Raw genomic sequence first — 14,616 nt, forward strand, 5'->3', positions numbered from 1 at the left:
AGTTTTTGCAGTATTTTTAGTTTGTTTTATATTTGTTTTTTATATTAGCCTAAATTCGTTTTATGAGACTGTTGTTGTTTTTCTGCTTCTCTTTTTTGTGTTGTTTTTCGCAAAATCAATATCCAAAGGATTATTTCCGATCACCACTTGACATTCCGTTACAATCGTCCGGAACTTTTGGGGAATTGCGTGGCAATCATTTTCATTCGGGACTGGATTATAAAACACAACAGCGTACCGGTTTGCCGGTTTTTGCCGTAGCCGATGGCTATGTTTCCCGAATAAAAGTTTCTACGTTTGGTTATGGACATGCATTATACATCACACATCCCAATGGTGTGACTACGGTATATGGCCATTTAAAGGCATATTCAGGTAAAATCGGGGAGTATGTGCGTAAAAAGCAATATGCTCAGAAAAAATTTGAAGTCGAGATATTTCCGTTGGCTTCGGAATTGCCGGTTACCAAAAGCGAGTTAATTGCATTATCCGGAAATACTGGTGGATCGGGTGGTCCGCACCTTCATTTTGAATATCGGGATACCAAAACGGAAAAAACACTCAATCCGTTATTGTTTGGTATGGATAAGGAAACCACCGATACCAAAGCGCCGTCCATAAATGGAATCGCCGTCTATCCGATTAGTGATGATGCCGTGGTAAACCAATCGCAAAATCCGGTATTGGTTGCCTTGTCGCTTCAAAAAGACGGTTCTTATATGGGAAGTAAAGTGATGGCAAAAGGCGCTATTGGCTTTTCGCTGGATGCGTATGATACGTCCGATAATAACTATAGCAAAAACGGAATTTATAAAGTGGAAACCTTTTTAAACGGTACCAAACTCTATGGATATCAGTTTGATGCTTTTTCGTTTGACGAATCCCGTTATATCAATAATTTTATCGATTTCGAACGCTATAAAAAAACAAAACTCCGCTATCAAAAGCTGTTTTACAAAAAGAGCTATCCGTTTTCGATTATCAGTAGTAACGCCAAAAACGGACAAATTGCGGTAAAAGAAAAAGATACATTTTCCTATCGTATCGAAGTGTCCGATTTCCACAATAACAAAACCATCATTAATATTCCGGTAGTCTATTCGGATCAGCCGGTAAAATTCCCGCGTAAAGAAGTTACCACGCCGTATTTTATCAAAGCGAGCAACGATCATAATTTTACAAAAGACAATATTTCGGTATTTGTACCGGCGAATGCTTTTTACGAAGATTTTTACCTGCGTTTTGATGTGAAAAACAATATATTGGATCTGCATGACGATACCGTTCCGGCACACAACAATATTACGATCACTTTCGATGTTAAAGGAATACCGAACCTGGATTATAAAAGAAGCTTTATCGGTCGGATGGATGGTAGCAAACCGGAATATTTTACGACAACCAAAAAAGGAGATTTGTTTTCAATCCGCACCAAAGATCTGGGTAAATTTATGCTAATGCAGGATAGTGTCGGACCGAGAATATACAAACCGAATTTTGCCACCGGTAGTACGATTGATAAATTGGATACGATTAGCGTACATATTCAGGATGATTTATCCGGGATTAAAGAATACAACGGTTACCTGAATGGGAAGTGGATTTTAATGAAATACGACTATAAAACCAAATTACTGGTACACGATCTTAACGATATGATTTATGACGACGGAAGGAATGATTTGAAAATTATTGTGTCTGATAATATAGGAAATTCCACTACCTTTGAAACGCACTTTTTTAAAACCTTAAAACCAACCTCTCTTGAAAAGAATAATTGATTTTATTGCGATTTGTATTTTATTTATTGGTTTTGGCACGTATGCACAAACGGCTCGGGTAAAAGGAATCCTTTTGGACGAGTCCAATAAACCAATAGCAAAAGCATCTGTTAAAACCAATACCGCTTCCGTTATATCGAATGAAAACGGTTTTTTTCAAATCACAGTACCGGCCAATCAAAAGATAACGATCGAGATCACACACGTTAGCTACAAAAAAGTAGCAACGGTTCTTTCGTTAAAACCCAATGAGGATTATGAACTAAACGTGGTGTTAAACCAGCGTGCGGAACAATTGGGCGAAGTGGTGGTGTCGAAAGGAGGGCGAAAAAGAGTAGAAGGAATTATAACCATCGCACCGGAAGTGATCCGGACGATTCCCGGAGCCAATGCCGGAGTAGAAAATATATTAAAAACCCTTCCGGGTGTTTATTCTAACAACGAATTGAGTACGCAATATGCCGTTCGGGGTGGAAATTACGACGAAAACCTGGTGTATGTCAACGAAATCGAAGTATACCGACCGTTTTTGATTCGTTCCGGTCAGCAGGAAGGATTGAGTTTTACCAATACGGAAATGGTTCAGAATGTTGATTTTTCTGCCGGAGGATTTCAGGCCAAATACGGCGATAAATTATCATCGGTATTGGATATCACCTACCGACGTCCAACCAAATTTCAGGCGGCTTTCGATGCCAGTTTATTAGGCGGAAGTGCTACCGTGGATCTGGTTTCCAAAAATCAGAAATGGAGTAATATTACCGGTGTGCGTTACCGCGACAACAGTCTTCTGGTAAAAAGTCAGGAAACCGAAACCAACTTCCGACCAACATTTGTTGACGTACAAACATTGATCAATTTTGACGCATCCACCAAATGGCAATGGAGCTTTTTGGGGAACATCTCGCAAAACCGCTATAACTACCAACCGATATCCCGTCAGACGAATTTTGGAACGATTGATAACCCGATCGCTTTACAGGTGTTCTACAACGGACAGGAAAAAGACCGTTATCTGACGTTATTTGGTGCATTGAAATCGGTGTATCAGGTCAGTGACGATTTTAAACTGAAATTTATCGGATCGGCTTATCATACGCAGGAACAGGAGCATTTCGACATTCAGGCGCAATATGCATTGGGCGAAGTGGATAGTAATATCGGATCGGAGACTTTTGGTGATGTTGTCTATTCCCGTGGCGTAGGATCGCAATTAAGCCATGCCCGAAACAACCTGGATGCACTTATTTTTAACGGAGAAGTAAAAGGATTTCATTCGTCCAAAACCAGCGAACATCAGGTGGAATGGGGGCTGAAATTTACAAAAGAAGATATTCGCGACCGTATTGTAGAATGGGAAGCGATCGACTCGGCTGGTTTTTCATTACCGGCACCGATTTTGGATATTCCGCATGATCAACCTTATACACCGTATACCGGACCCTTGGCACCGTATCAGAATGTGCGGGCGACCAATTTTGTGCAAATCAACCGTTTTTCGGGTTATGCCCAATGGAATTACCGTGGGGAAATCGGAACAGCCGAATATTGGGTAAATGCCGGAGTTCGGGCGCATCAATGGCAGGTGAGTGGCGATAATATTACGACCGGCGACAGTCAGTTTGTGATTAGTCCGAGAGCGCAGTTTGCTATAAAACCGGCCTGGGCAATGGACATGTTGTTCCGTTTGTCGGGAGGAGTCTACCATCAACCGCCATTCTATCGTGAATTGCGTGACGCCGATGGTGTGGTACAACCCAACGTAAAAGCGCAACAATCCGTTCATATTGTATTGGGGAACGACTATAGTTTTAAAATGTGGGGAAGGCCGTTTAAGCTGATATCCGAAGCCTATTATAAAAATCTGTCGGATGTGAATACCTATACAATCGACAATGTACGCATTCGCTATAGCGCCAATAACGATGCTACGGCCTATGTATATGGAGCCGATTTCCGTTTAAACGGGGAATTTGTTCCGGGTACCGAATCCTGGTTTAGTTTTGGTTATCTGAAAACAGAAGAGAATCAGGACGGACGCGGCTATATTGCCCGACCAACCGATCAGCGTTTGAAATTCGGATTGATGTTTCAGGATTATATGCCCAACATTCCGAACCTGAAAATGTACCTGAATGTAGTGTATAATACCGGACTACCGGGTGGCTCACCTTCGTATGCCGATCCGTACGACTATCAGTTGCGACTAAAAGACTACCGCAGAGCCGATGCCGGTTTCTCCTATGTTTTTAAAGATACCACGATTAAATCGACTAAAAACTGGTTAAAGCCGTTTCAGGAAGTGGCTTTGGGATTTGAAATTTTTAACCTTTTCAACAACCAGAATGCTATTACCAATACCTGGGTGCGCGATGTTTATACGAAGAGCCAATACGGAATTCCGAATTATATGACAACCCGTACGTTCAATTTAAAATTGAATGTAAGATTGTAGTTCCAGTGTAAAAGTTATATATTTGAAATACCATTTAATTCCCGAAGATGAAAAAGATTGTAACCTGTACCGCTTTACTTCTGACATTTCTTTTTATTGGATGTAAAGAGCCGGAAAGTAATAAGCCAAAGGTAATTTACGATGCCACGAAAAATGCGGTAAACAATCCGGTAAAAAGAGATTCTTCACAAATTAAGATCGCCGATTTGCCGATCTATATGGAAGGAACCAAATACCTGATTCATGCTATCGGGGATATTCGGGTATACGACGGTCCGGGAAGCAGCTACGGATCCAGTAAAACCAACTCGGTGAGTTATGCAATTTCCAATTACAACCGCTTTGAGGTGACCGGGTATTTTCAGAATTTAAAATTCCAACATGTCGATTCGACAGCAATGCGAAGTCTTACGGATAAAGCCATTCAGATTCAAACGGCAACCTACCTGAATACGATCGCCGATAAAACCAAAAAACAGATTCTGGTGTATTCGTTAGTCGATTCGGATACCAATCGCGACGGGAAAATCGATTCCAACGATATCAAATCGCTATACCTGAGCAATTTTAACGGAACCCATTTTACCAAATTATCGGATGATTTGCAGGAATTATTGGATTGGAATGTAGTAGAAGTACAAAACCGACTGTATTTCCGTACGATTGAAGACATCAATAAAAACGGAGCGTTCGATAAAAAAGATCAGGTGCATTATTTCTTCGTAAACCTGATGGATAAAGAATGGAAGGCAGAAGAATATATGCCGATCTAAATCAGGATATCGCTTTCTAAATCCGATTTTTCAATCTTAAAATCAAAACCGAGTTTGGCGACTAATTCGGTTACCAGCTTTTTATACCAGTTTTCCGATTTCGGATGAATGTATATCGTCTCGATAAGGGTGTTGATATCTACATTGATTTTTAAGCCTTCGTTGATCGATAGCTTTTGAGACGTAACGTCCGAAATAATCCGGATTTCTTTTTCGTACTGAAAACTTTTACGTTTAAAAAGGAATGGGAAAAAAGCATCATCAAACGGAATATACTCCTTTTTATAATCGATATAGTGTACTTCGCCGATATATTGCTCAAAATGCTTTTCCAAGGCCAAAGCGGCTTTTAAACGTCCAACGGTCGACTGTATCGCCAATCCTTCGTTGTTTTTGGTGAAAATTTGCCACATCGCGAAAGATTCGTATTCGTTGGCATGCCAACTACTGATCACGACATTTTCGCGATGCGACTTATAATAGTCCAGGAACTTGGGATTGTTCTCTGCAATTTTTTTGATTTCTTCAAAAGTAGGCTCGCTAAACGTGCCTTCGTATTGGTCTTCGAATTTATCCGAACGCGACATAAACATTTTCTGATACAGTAACAGATCCAGGAATTTCGACAAGTCGAGATACTTCCAGATAATGGTATCCGGGTTTTCAGGAAGTGTGATATTCGGATTCTGTCTGTACATAGGCTGTTTATTCGAACGATTGCATCATAACCAGTTTGGAATAGGTTCCGTTTAAGGCAAGCAATTCGTCGTGCGTACCTTGTTCTACAATTTCACCTTTTTGCATTACTACGATCTTATCAGCCTTTTGAATGGTTGAAAGTCGGTGTGCAATCACAACCGAAGTTCGGTTTTGCATCATATTTTCCAACGCCTGTTGTACCAAACGCTCGCTTTCGGTATCCAAAGCCGAAGTTGCTTCGTCCAGGATCATAATCGGTGGATTTTTCAAAACAGCTCTCGCGATAGACAAACGTTGCTTCTGACCACCGGATAATTTGTTTCCGCTATCTCCGATATTGGTATCGATACCATTTGGCAGGTCTTTTACAAACTCGTAGGCATTAGCCACTTTTAAGGCCGCAAGAATCTCGTCGTCGGTAGCATCCTGTTTGCCTAAAAGGATGTTGTTTTTAATCGTATCGTTAAATAGAATACTATCCTGCGTTACAAGTCCCATCAGGCCACGTAACGCATGTAGGTCGTAATCTTTAATATTGATGTTGTCAATTTTGATTTCACCTTCCTGAACATCGTAAAAACGCGTCAGCAAATTGGCGATAGTACTTTTTCCGCTACCGGATTGTCCTACCAAAGCCACGGTTTTACCTTTTGGCACTTCCAGTGAAAAGTTTTTCAGCACATTTTCATCCTCATAACGGAAGTTGATGTTTTCGATTCTGATCGAATCGTCAAAAGTTGTTTTCTGAATCGCGTCCGGTTTGCTGGTAATCGGATTTTCTTCTTCCAGAATTTCCAAAACCCGTTCGGCAGCGGCATTTCCTCTTTTAATATCGTATGATGCTTTGGAAATCGCTTTGGCCGGCGTCAGGATGTTATAAGCCAGTCCCATATAGGCGATAAATTGCGCGCCCAATAAGGTTTTTTCAACCAATACCATATGACCGCCAAACCATAATAAGATGGCGATAACCATGATTCCCATAAATTCACTCACCGGAGACGCCATGTTCTGACGGTTCATGATTTTGTTGGAAAGGTTAAAATAACGATCGGTAGACGAACTGAATTTTTTATTGAAATACGCTTCCGATGTAAACCCTTTGATCACTTTTAAACCACCAAGGGTTTCTTCAACGATCGATAAAAACATTCCCTGTTCCTGTTGTGCTACAGTCGACTGCTTTTTTAATCGCTTACCGATTAATGAGATCACAAAACCTGAAACCGGAATAAAAATAAACACGAAAATGGTCAGCTTTACACTAATGATTAGCATACCAACAATGGTAAAGATAATCGTTAGCGGTTCTTTGATGATCAGCTCCAGTATCGAAAGGTAGGAACTTTGTACTTCTCCTACGTCCCACGTGATACGGGAAATGGTATCCCCTTTTCGTTTTTCGGAAAAGAACGAAAGCGGTAACTCCACGGCCTTTTTATACATCGCATTTCGAAGATCGCGCAGCATTCCGTTTCGAAGGAAAGTGGCGAAAAACAAGGCCAGGTAGTTAAAAAGGTTCTTTAATAAGAAAATGGAAATAATGATCGCAACCAAAATTCCCAGCGTATAGTCGATACCTTTGGCTTCGGAAGTGGTTGTAACAAAATAGTTAAAATAGTCTTCACCAAAAGCTTTGATGTTTTCGATACCGGTATACTGTGGTGCTTCGGTAATTTTTTTGGTTTCTCCGAACAACACCGACAACATCGGGATCAGTGCCATAAACGAAATGGTACTGAATAAAGCATACAGGATATTGAACGCAATATTCAGGTAAGCGTATTTTAAATAAGGGATCGCAAAGCGAAAAATTTGTTTAAAGTAGGTCATTTTATGATAAATTCATTCCTGTAATAATGTTCTCGATTTTGTCGTCCAGGAATTCTTCCGCAGCAGCGATTTCGTCGAGACTTTCTATTCGCGCATTTACGCTAAAATAGAATTTGATTTTTGGCTCCGTACCACTTGGACGGGCGCATATTTTACTACCGTCTTCCAGATAGTAAATCAGTACATTCGATTTTGGAATATCCAGTGTGCCGGTTTCTCCGGTAAACATGTTTCGGGTAGTCGAATTTTGATAATCCTCTACAAAAATAACAGGTTCGCCATTGATTTCTTCCAGCGGATTGTTTCTTAAATCGGACATCATTTGTTTGATTTCGTTTGCACCGTCGATTCCTTTTTTGGTAATGGAGATCAGGTGTTCTTTATAAAAACCGAAATCCACATACATTTGTAGTAATTCTTCATATAACGAACTTCCCTTAGCTTTCGCCTGAGCCGCGATTTCGCAGACTAATAGGGTAGCGGTAACAGCATCTTTGTCGCGAACGGCATCACCGGCCATAAAACCAAAGCTTTCTTCGCCGCCTCCGATAAATTTTTGTTCCGGGAAATCTTTGATCATTTTAGCGATCCATTTAAAACCGGTCAATCCGACTTTGCATTCGATTCCGTAAACATCGGCTAATTCCAACATCATCGGTGTGGATACAATGGTCGATCCGATAAATTCGGTTCCGGTAATGCGACCTTGTTTTTTCCATTGTTCCAATAGGAAATGGGTCATCAGTACCATCGACTGATTTCCATTTAGTAAAAGTAGTTCACCTTCAGTATTACGAACGGCTACACCAAGTCGGTCGCTGTCCGGATCGGTTCCGATTACGATATCGGCTCCTGTTTTTTCGGCCAACGCCAACGCCATGGTTAAGGCTTCCGGTTCTTCCGGGTTAGGCGATTTTACCGTTGGGAAATCCCCGTTTGGTTCCGCTTGTTCTTTAACGATGGCTACATTCGTATAACCGGCTTTTTCCAATACATCCGGAACCAGTTTGATGGACGTTCCGTGTAGTGATGTAAATACGATTTTTAGTTTTTCTTTTGCCGATGTTGGTGTGTTAAAACTTCCATTTTCGATGGCTGAATTAATAAAGGCTTCGTCTACGGCCGTGTCGATATATTCGATCAGGTCGTTATTCGCTTCAAATCGGATTTGTTCGTATTGTAAGGCTTCAATGGTTTGTATGATCTCATGATCCTGTGGTGGAACCAATTGGCCGCCATCCTGCCAGTACACTTTATAACCGTTGTATTCCGGTGGATTGTGTGACGCGGTTAATACAATTCCGACGTGACATTCCAGATGTTTAACGGTAAACGATAACTCCGGTGTCGGACGCATATCCGAAAATAAAAATACTTTGATACCATTGGCCGAAAATACATCGGCAACCACTTTGGCCAGTGTGTCGCTGTTGTGACGACAATCGTAGGCAATAGCGACTTTAAGCGCTTCGCCCGGGAACGATTTTTTTAAATAATCCGATAATCCCTGTGTATTTTTTCCTAAAGTATATTTGTTGATTCTATTGGTGCCAACACCCATGATGCCTCGCATTCCTCCGGTACCAAATTCCAGGTTTTTATAAAAACTATCTTCCAGTTCTTTTGGGGAAGACGTCATCATTTCCTTGATTTTTTCCTGAGTTTCCGAATCAAATACCGGACTGTTAAGCCAGATATTGACTTTATCGAGTAGCTGCTGTTCGATGTGCATGTTACTTTTTTTTATGTTGTTATAAACTAAATATTAACCTTTTCGGCAATTTTATAGCGTTCTTCGTTGTTTTTGGTACGAAGAATAATTTCGCCTAAAAAGCCGGCTAAAAATAGTTGTGTTCCAATGATCATGGTAGTTAGAGCAATATAAAACCACGGATTGCTGGTCACTAAAATAGTGTGCTGGTGGTGGTAGAGTCGGAACAGTTTGATAAAACCGATATATCCGGCTGCCAGAAAACCGATGCTAAACATCAGTACACCCAAGGCGCCAAACAAGTGCATAGGTCTTTTTCCGAACCGGGATAAAAACCAAATGGTAATCAGATCGAGAAAGCCGTAGATAAAACGTTCCATTCCAAATTTGGTGGTGCCGTATTTTCGTGCCTGGTGGATCACAACCTTTTCGCCAATTTTGGCAAAGCCTGCGTTTTTCGCCAGTACCGGAATATAACGGTGCATTTCACCGGAAACCTCGATATTTTTGATTACGATATTTTTATAGGCCTTCAGTCCACAGTTAAAATCATTTAACTGGACACCCGATGTTTTACGAGCGGCCCAGTTAAACAATTTTGAGGGTAAATTTTTGGCTACGACCGAATCGTAACGCTTTTTTTTCCAACCCGACACCAGGTCATATTGTTGGTCGGTAATCATATGATATAACTCCGGAATCTCGTCAGGACTGTCCTGTAAATCGGCATCCATAGTGATGATAACATCACCTTGGGCTTTTGCAAAACCGGCATGAAGCGCCTGCGATTTTCCGTAATTCCTTAAAAAGCGGATTCCTTTTACATTGGGATCCTGAGCCGATAACGTTTCGATCAGCTTCCAGGAGTTATCGGTACTGCCGTCGTCAATAAAAATCACTTCGTAAGAGAAGTGGTTGGCTGTCATGACACGGACAATCCAGGAATGCAGTTCCGGGAGCGATTCGCTCTCGTTTAATAAAGGAATTATTATGGATAAATTCATTTAATTTTTTATTCTAATGTATTGGTTTTGTTTTTGAAAATCAACGCCAGGATAGCACCGAATATAGCAATGAAAACAAAGCTTACAACCAAACCTTTTAACTGGCTTGCGATACTGTAATTGTCTGTTTCTTTCATTTTTTCAACCGTCTCTTTGATAGCTGCAGTAGGCGTGTTGAATTTTTTAAGCATGTCAACGGTGTATTCGATAGACATTTGGCTGATGGTTTCTTTGGCTGATGGATCAATAAAATTAAACAAAATGATGTTGAAAACTACCCCTAAGATAGCACCGATAACTCCAGAAATAAAGTATACAGTAAAGGCTTCCTTAAAAGTGATACCGCCCAGTTCTTTTTTGGTTTTGGAAAGTAGTATAACTCCTAAAACGATGTAAATGATAATGCTTGCAATTCCGATCCAGGGATTAACAAATAGCGATACGTCAATGGCATAAATTAGAGTAGTGACTAAAATGGAAAATACACCCATTATGATACCAAAATTAATCCCGTTTTTTTTGATTGTAGCATTCATAAAAATTTAGTTTTTGGTTAATTAATTTACAAATATAAGAATTACCTTTATAGGAGCGTTAAAAAATATAAACTGTAAGGATTCAAAAAAATAGAGGGAAAGATTTGATATTTCAAAATTAATTGTAAATTTGCAGCCTTAAATAAAAAGATTATAAACAAAAAGTTGTAGACCGTTTATACCTTTTGAAAAACAAAAGCTTCAAAACGGGTTACAGCCACAAATAAAAAAGATTTACATCATGAAAAAAGGAATTCACCCAGAAAATTACAGATTAGTAGCATTTAAAGATATGTCAAACGAAGACGTATTCATCACTAAATCTACTGTAGATACTAAAGAAACAATTGAAGTTGATGGTGTTGAATATCCAGTGTTTAAAATGGAGATTTCAAGAACATCTCACCCATTCTACACAGGTAAATCAAAACTTATCGATACTGCTGGACGTATTGATAAATTCAAAAACAAATACGCTAAATTTAGTAAGTAATAAGTGTTCAAAATTTAAAAGAAGCTTCCCTTTCGGGAGGCTTTTTTTATTTTTATATCTGACGGAAAACTTTGTAACTTTGGTAACGAATCATACGGCACTAACAGATGAACTACATCCTTTTTGACGGAGCAGTCCGACAGGCACTGCTACCGTTTACGTTTACCCGACCTGTGGCAGACATCCGGATCGGAATATTAACCATCCGCGAAAAATGGGAAAAATACCTAGGGTATACAACCACAACGATCACCGAGGAATACCTGATGGAAAAATTCCCAATGGTCGAAATGCAGGAAAATATTATGATTAACGCTTCGTTCCTTCCGAATGAAATACTGACGGAGATGATCACGAATCTGGAGCCGAATCAGGCGATTTTCCACCACGAGGATGTGATCGCGTTCTATACGCAGGATTCGCAGGAAGAAGTGGATTTTGATACCTATGAAATTATAGACTATACGGACGACTGCATCAAAATTGAACATACGTGGGACATTTTTCAAAAAAATGACAGCGCTTTACGCGAAGATTTCGAATTGCTTACCGAAGGGCGTACGTCGCAACCGATTCCGAAGAGTGTGAATGTAATCGCACCGGAAAATATTTTTATCGAAGAAGGAGCCAAACTGGAGTTCGTTACGTTAAATGCAGCGACCGGTCCGATTTATATCGGGAAAAATGCGGAGATTATGGAAGGAACCGTAATCCGTGGGCCATTTGCATTAGGCGAAGAAGCAGTAGTAAAACTGGCTACCAAAATATATGGTGCAACAACTGTTGGTCCGCATTGTAGAGTAGGTGGAGAAATTAGCAATTCGGTATTGTTTGCCTATTCAAATAAAGGACATGATGGGTTTTTAGGAAACTCCGTTTTGGGCGAATGGTGTAATATGGGAGCGGATAGTAATAATTCCAACCTGAAAAACAACTACGAAGAAGTCAAATTATGGAGCTATGAAACCGAAGCAATGGAAAAAACCGGCTTACAGTTTTGTGGTTTAATGATGGGTGATCATAGTAAATGCGGCATCAATACAATGTTTAATACCGGTACGGTAGTAGGCGTATGTGCGAATATTTACGGCGGCGGATTCCCGAAAAACTTTATACCGAGTTTTTCATGGGGTGGAGCCGACGGCTTTACGGAATACATTCCGGAAAAAGCATTTGCTACAGCCGAAAACGTAATGTCGCGACGTCATGTGAGCTTTACGGAACAGGATAAAGCAATACTGGAACATGTGTTTGAAGAAACGGCAAAATGGCGCTAAACCATTTTTTAAAATAAATCTGAAAAACCACAATCGTGTGAAACGGTTGTGGTTTTTTGTTGGTTGTTGTTGCAAATTTAACGCCACAGTATGGTGAATCTTTAAAATAAGCCTTATCTTTAAAGTACAGTAACCCAAAAATAATCTTACAATGTATAGAGTTGAAAACGACCTGTTAGGGGATTTGAATGTTCCTGAAAAGGCATATTACGGGATTCAAACCCAACGTGCGATGGATAATTTCCATATTTCCGGAGTACGTTTATTTCAGTATCCCGAATTTATAAAAGGACTGGCCTATGTAAAATGGGCGGCTGCCGAAACCAATTTTACGTTAGGATTGTTGGACGAAAAATTAAAAAATGCGATTGTAGCGGCTGCCAAAGAAGTGATCGAGGGTAAATTCGACAAAGAATTCCCAATCGATATGATACAGGGAGGTGCCGGAACATCGACCAATATGAATATTAATGAAGTATTGGCCAACAGAGCATTGGAAATTATGGGATATCAGAAAGGGGAATATCAATATTGTTCGCCTAACGATCATGTTAACCTGTCACAATCGACTAACGATGCGTATCCGACATCGATCAAACTGGCGGCGATCAACTCGAACATCAAATTGATAGGTCATTTAAAATTACTGATAGCGTCGTTCCGAAAAAAAGGAGAGGAGTTCAAATCGGTATTAAAAATGGGACGTACCCAATTGCAGGATGCGGTACCCATGACATTAGGACAGGAGTTTGAAGCGTTTGCAGCCAACCTGGAAGAAGAGATCGAACGACTCAACCAGAATTCGGCCTTGTTTTTTGAAATCAATATGGGCGCCACGGCCATCGGAACCGGATTAAATGCCGTTCCGGGTTATGCGAAGTTATGCGCCGAAAATCTGGCAAACGTATCGGGACATCCGTTTGTATCGGCACCCAATCTGATTGAAGCGACACCGGATACGGGATCGTATGTGATTTATTCATCCGCTTTAAAACGAATGGCGATCAAAATATCTAAAATATGTAACGATTTGCGACTGCTTTCATCCGGTCCGCGTTGTGGTTTAAACGAAATTAATCTACCACCGATGCAACCGGGATCTTCGATTATGCCGGGGAAAGTAAATCCGGTAATCCCGGAAGTGATGAATCAGGTATGCTACCGTGTGATCGGGAATGATCTTACGGTAACCATGGCGGCCGAAGCCGGACAATTACAGTTAAACGTAATGGAACCGGTGTTGACCTATGCGATTATGGAATCGATGGAATTGCTGGCGAATGGCATGGATACGTTACGACTAAAATGTGTTGACGGTATCACGGCCAATGTCGAACATTGTCGCGAAATGGTATTACACAGTATCGGTATTGTAACGGCGCTAAATCCATATATCGGATATAAAAACAGTACTAAAATTGCCAAAGAAGCTTTGGAAAGCGGTAAGAGTGTCTATAACCTCGTTTTGGAACACAATATATTGTCTAAAGAACAACTGGACGATATCCTGAATCCGGAAAATATGCTGGCACCAAAAGGCTAAGCTATAAAATAAAAAAACCGAACTCAATGTTCGGTTTTTTTATTTGTGATAGATTAATCGTCTACTCTTAAAAATTCACCTTTGGAATTGAATTTTAATTCCAGACCGTTGTTTAGATCTATCTCATAATCCCAGGCACCTTTGTCGATTTTTACGATCGCGGCACCTTTATAATGCGTTTGGACATACGTCAGAATGGGCGCAGGGACAACACTATTCGGAATGGTGTTTTTGTTACCGTCAACTTCTTCCCAGTTTCCTTTGCGGTCAAATTCAATTTCGGTACCGTCGGCCAACTGTACTTTATAGTCCAGTGAAAAGGTTTCTTCGTCCTTTAAAATGTAATTGAGCGTTTGTTTTGGAAAATGTTTTTTTAGAAAATTCTGTGCATTAGCGGGTAATTGCGCCATAGTAATACTGCTTTTTTGTGCCTGAGCGGTAAAGCCGGTTAAAAAGATCATAAAAAGTGCGATAGCTGTGAATCGGAAATTCAATATTGTTTTCATAGTCG

The 14,616-nt window shown here is 40.3% G+C and carries 12 protein-coding genes; 6 read left to right on the forward strand and 6 right to left on the reverse strand.

What is annotated here, in order from left to right; translation table 11 throughout:
- The first annotated feature begins 62 nt into the window (after nucleotides 1–62).
- From AAFN64_RS03615 to AAFN64_RS03625, 3 genes are read left to right on the forward strand one after another with little or no spacing between them, the layout of a single operon-like run.
- Nucleotides 63–1,781 (forward strand): M23 family metallopeptidase, encoded by a 1,719-nt coding sequence (locus AAFN64_RS03615; RefSeq protein WP_347759305.1) that lies wholly within the window; start codon nucleotides 63–65, stop codon nucleotides 1,779–1,781.
- Complete coding sequence (locus tag AAFN64_RS03620; RefSeq protein WP_347759306.1) at nucleotides 1,765–4,236, forward strand: TonB-dependent receptor; 2,472 nt, start codon at nucleotides 1,765–1,767, stop codon at nucleotides 4,234–4,236. The genes AAFN64_RS03615 and AAFN64_RS03620 overlap by 17 nt, the downstream gene beginning before the upstream one ends.
- Nucleotides 4,237–4,283: 47 nt before the next feature.
- Nucleotides 4,284–5,009 carry a hypothetical protein gene (locus AAFN64_RS03625; protein WP_300489200.1) on the forward strand — a complete coding sequence of 242 codons (726 nt, stop codon included), beginning with the start codon at nucleotides 4,284–4,286 and terminating at the stop codon, nucleotides 5,007–5,009.
- Here AAFN64_RS03625 and AAFN64_RS03630 read toward each other — a convergent pair.
- The 5 genes from AAFN64_RS03630 to AAFN64_RS03650 are packed head-to-tail and all read right to left on the reverse strand — an operon-like array spanning nucleotide 5,006 to nucleotide 10,792.
- Nucleotides 5,006–5,707, reverse strand: coding sequence for a hypothetical protein (locus tag AAFN64_RS03630; RefSeq protein WP_347759307.1), 702 nt, complete (start codon nucleotides 5,705–5,707; stop codon nucleotides 5,006–5,008). The genes AAFN64_RS03625 and AAFN64_RS03630 overlap by 4 nt on opposite strands.
- 7 nt (nucleotides 5,708–5,714) lie before the next feature.
- Nucleotides 5,715–7,541, reverse strand: a complete 1,827-nt coding sequence (locus AAFN64_RS03635; protein ID WP_347759308.1) for an ABC transporter ATP-binding protein — start codon at nucleotides 7,539–7,541, stop codon at nucleotides 5,715–5,717.
- 1 nt (nucleotide 7,542) lies between these two features.
- Nucleotides 7,543–9,273 (reverse strand): phospho-sugar mutase, encoded by a 1,731-nt coding sequence (locus tag AAFN64_RS03640; protein WP_347759309.1) that lies wholly within the window; start codon nucleotides 9,271–9,273, stop codon nucleotides 7,543–7,545.
- A gap of 26 nt (nucleotides 9,274–9,299) precedes the next feature.
- The gene (locus tag AAFN64_RS03645; protein ID WP_300489188.1) at nucleotides 9,300–10,256 is read right to left on the reverse strand and encodes a glycosyltransferase family 2 protein; all 957 of its coding nucleotides are present in this window, start codon (nucleotides 10,254–10,256) and stop codon (nucleotides 9,300–9,302) included.
- An 8-nt stretch (nucleotides 10,257–10,264) separates the two neighbouring features.
- The gene (locus AAFN64_RS03650) at nucleotides 10,265–10,792 is read right to left on the reverse strand and encodes a DUF4199 domain-containing protein (protein ID WP_300489185.1); all 528 of its coding nucleotides are present in this window, start codon (nucleotides 10,790–10,792) and stop codon (nucleotides 10,265–10,267) included.
- A 241-nt stretch (nucleotides 10,793–11,033) separates the two neighbouring features.
- Between AAFN64_RS03650 and AAFN64_RS03655 the strand changes: the two genes are divergently transcribed.
- The 3 genes from AAFN64_RS03655 (at nucleotide 11,034) to aspA (ending at nucleotide 14,105) form a co-directional block, all read left to right on the forward strand.
- Entirely contained in the window at nucleotides 11,034–11,285 is a 252-nt protein-coding gene (locus tag AAFN64_RS03655; protein ID WP_136402384.1) for a type B 50S ribosomal protein L31, read from the forward strand.
- A gap of 107 nt (nucleotides 11,286–11,392) precedes the next feature.
- Nucleotides 11,393–12,562 (forward strand): GlmU family protein, encoded by a 1,170-nt coding sequence (locus AAFN64_RS03660; RefSeq protein WP_300489182.1) that lies wholly within the window; start codon nucleotides 11,393–11,395, stop codon nucleotides 12,560–12,562.
- 151 nt (nucleotides 12,563–12,713) lie between these two features.
- A complete protein-coding gene (gene aspA, locus AAFN64_RS03665) occupies nucleotides 12,714–14,105 on the forward strand; it encodes an aspartate ammonia-lyase (protein ID WP_347759310.1) in 1,392 nt (463 codons plus the stop codon).
- A gap of 53 nt (nucleotides 14,106–14,158) precedes the next feature.
- Here the strand turns inward: aspA and AAFN64_RS03670 are convergent, their stop codons facing one another.
- Complete coding sequence (locus tag AAFN64_RS03670) at nucleotides 14,159–14,611, reverse strand: PepSY-like domain-containing protein (protein WP_347759311.1); 453 nt, start codon at nucleotides 14,609–14,611, stop codon at nucleotides 14,159–14,161.
- Nucleotides 14,612–14,616 lie beyond the last annotated feature (5 nt).

Source organism: Flavobacterium sp. CAU 1735 (assembly GCF_039888695.1).
Taxonomy (GTDB): domain Bacteria; phylum Bacteroidota; class Bacteroidia; order Flavobacteriales; family Flavobacteriaceae; genus Flavobacterium.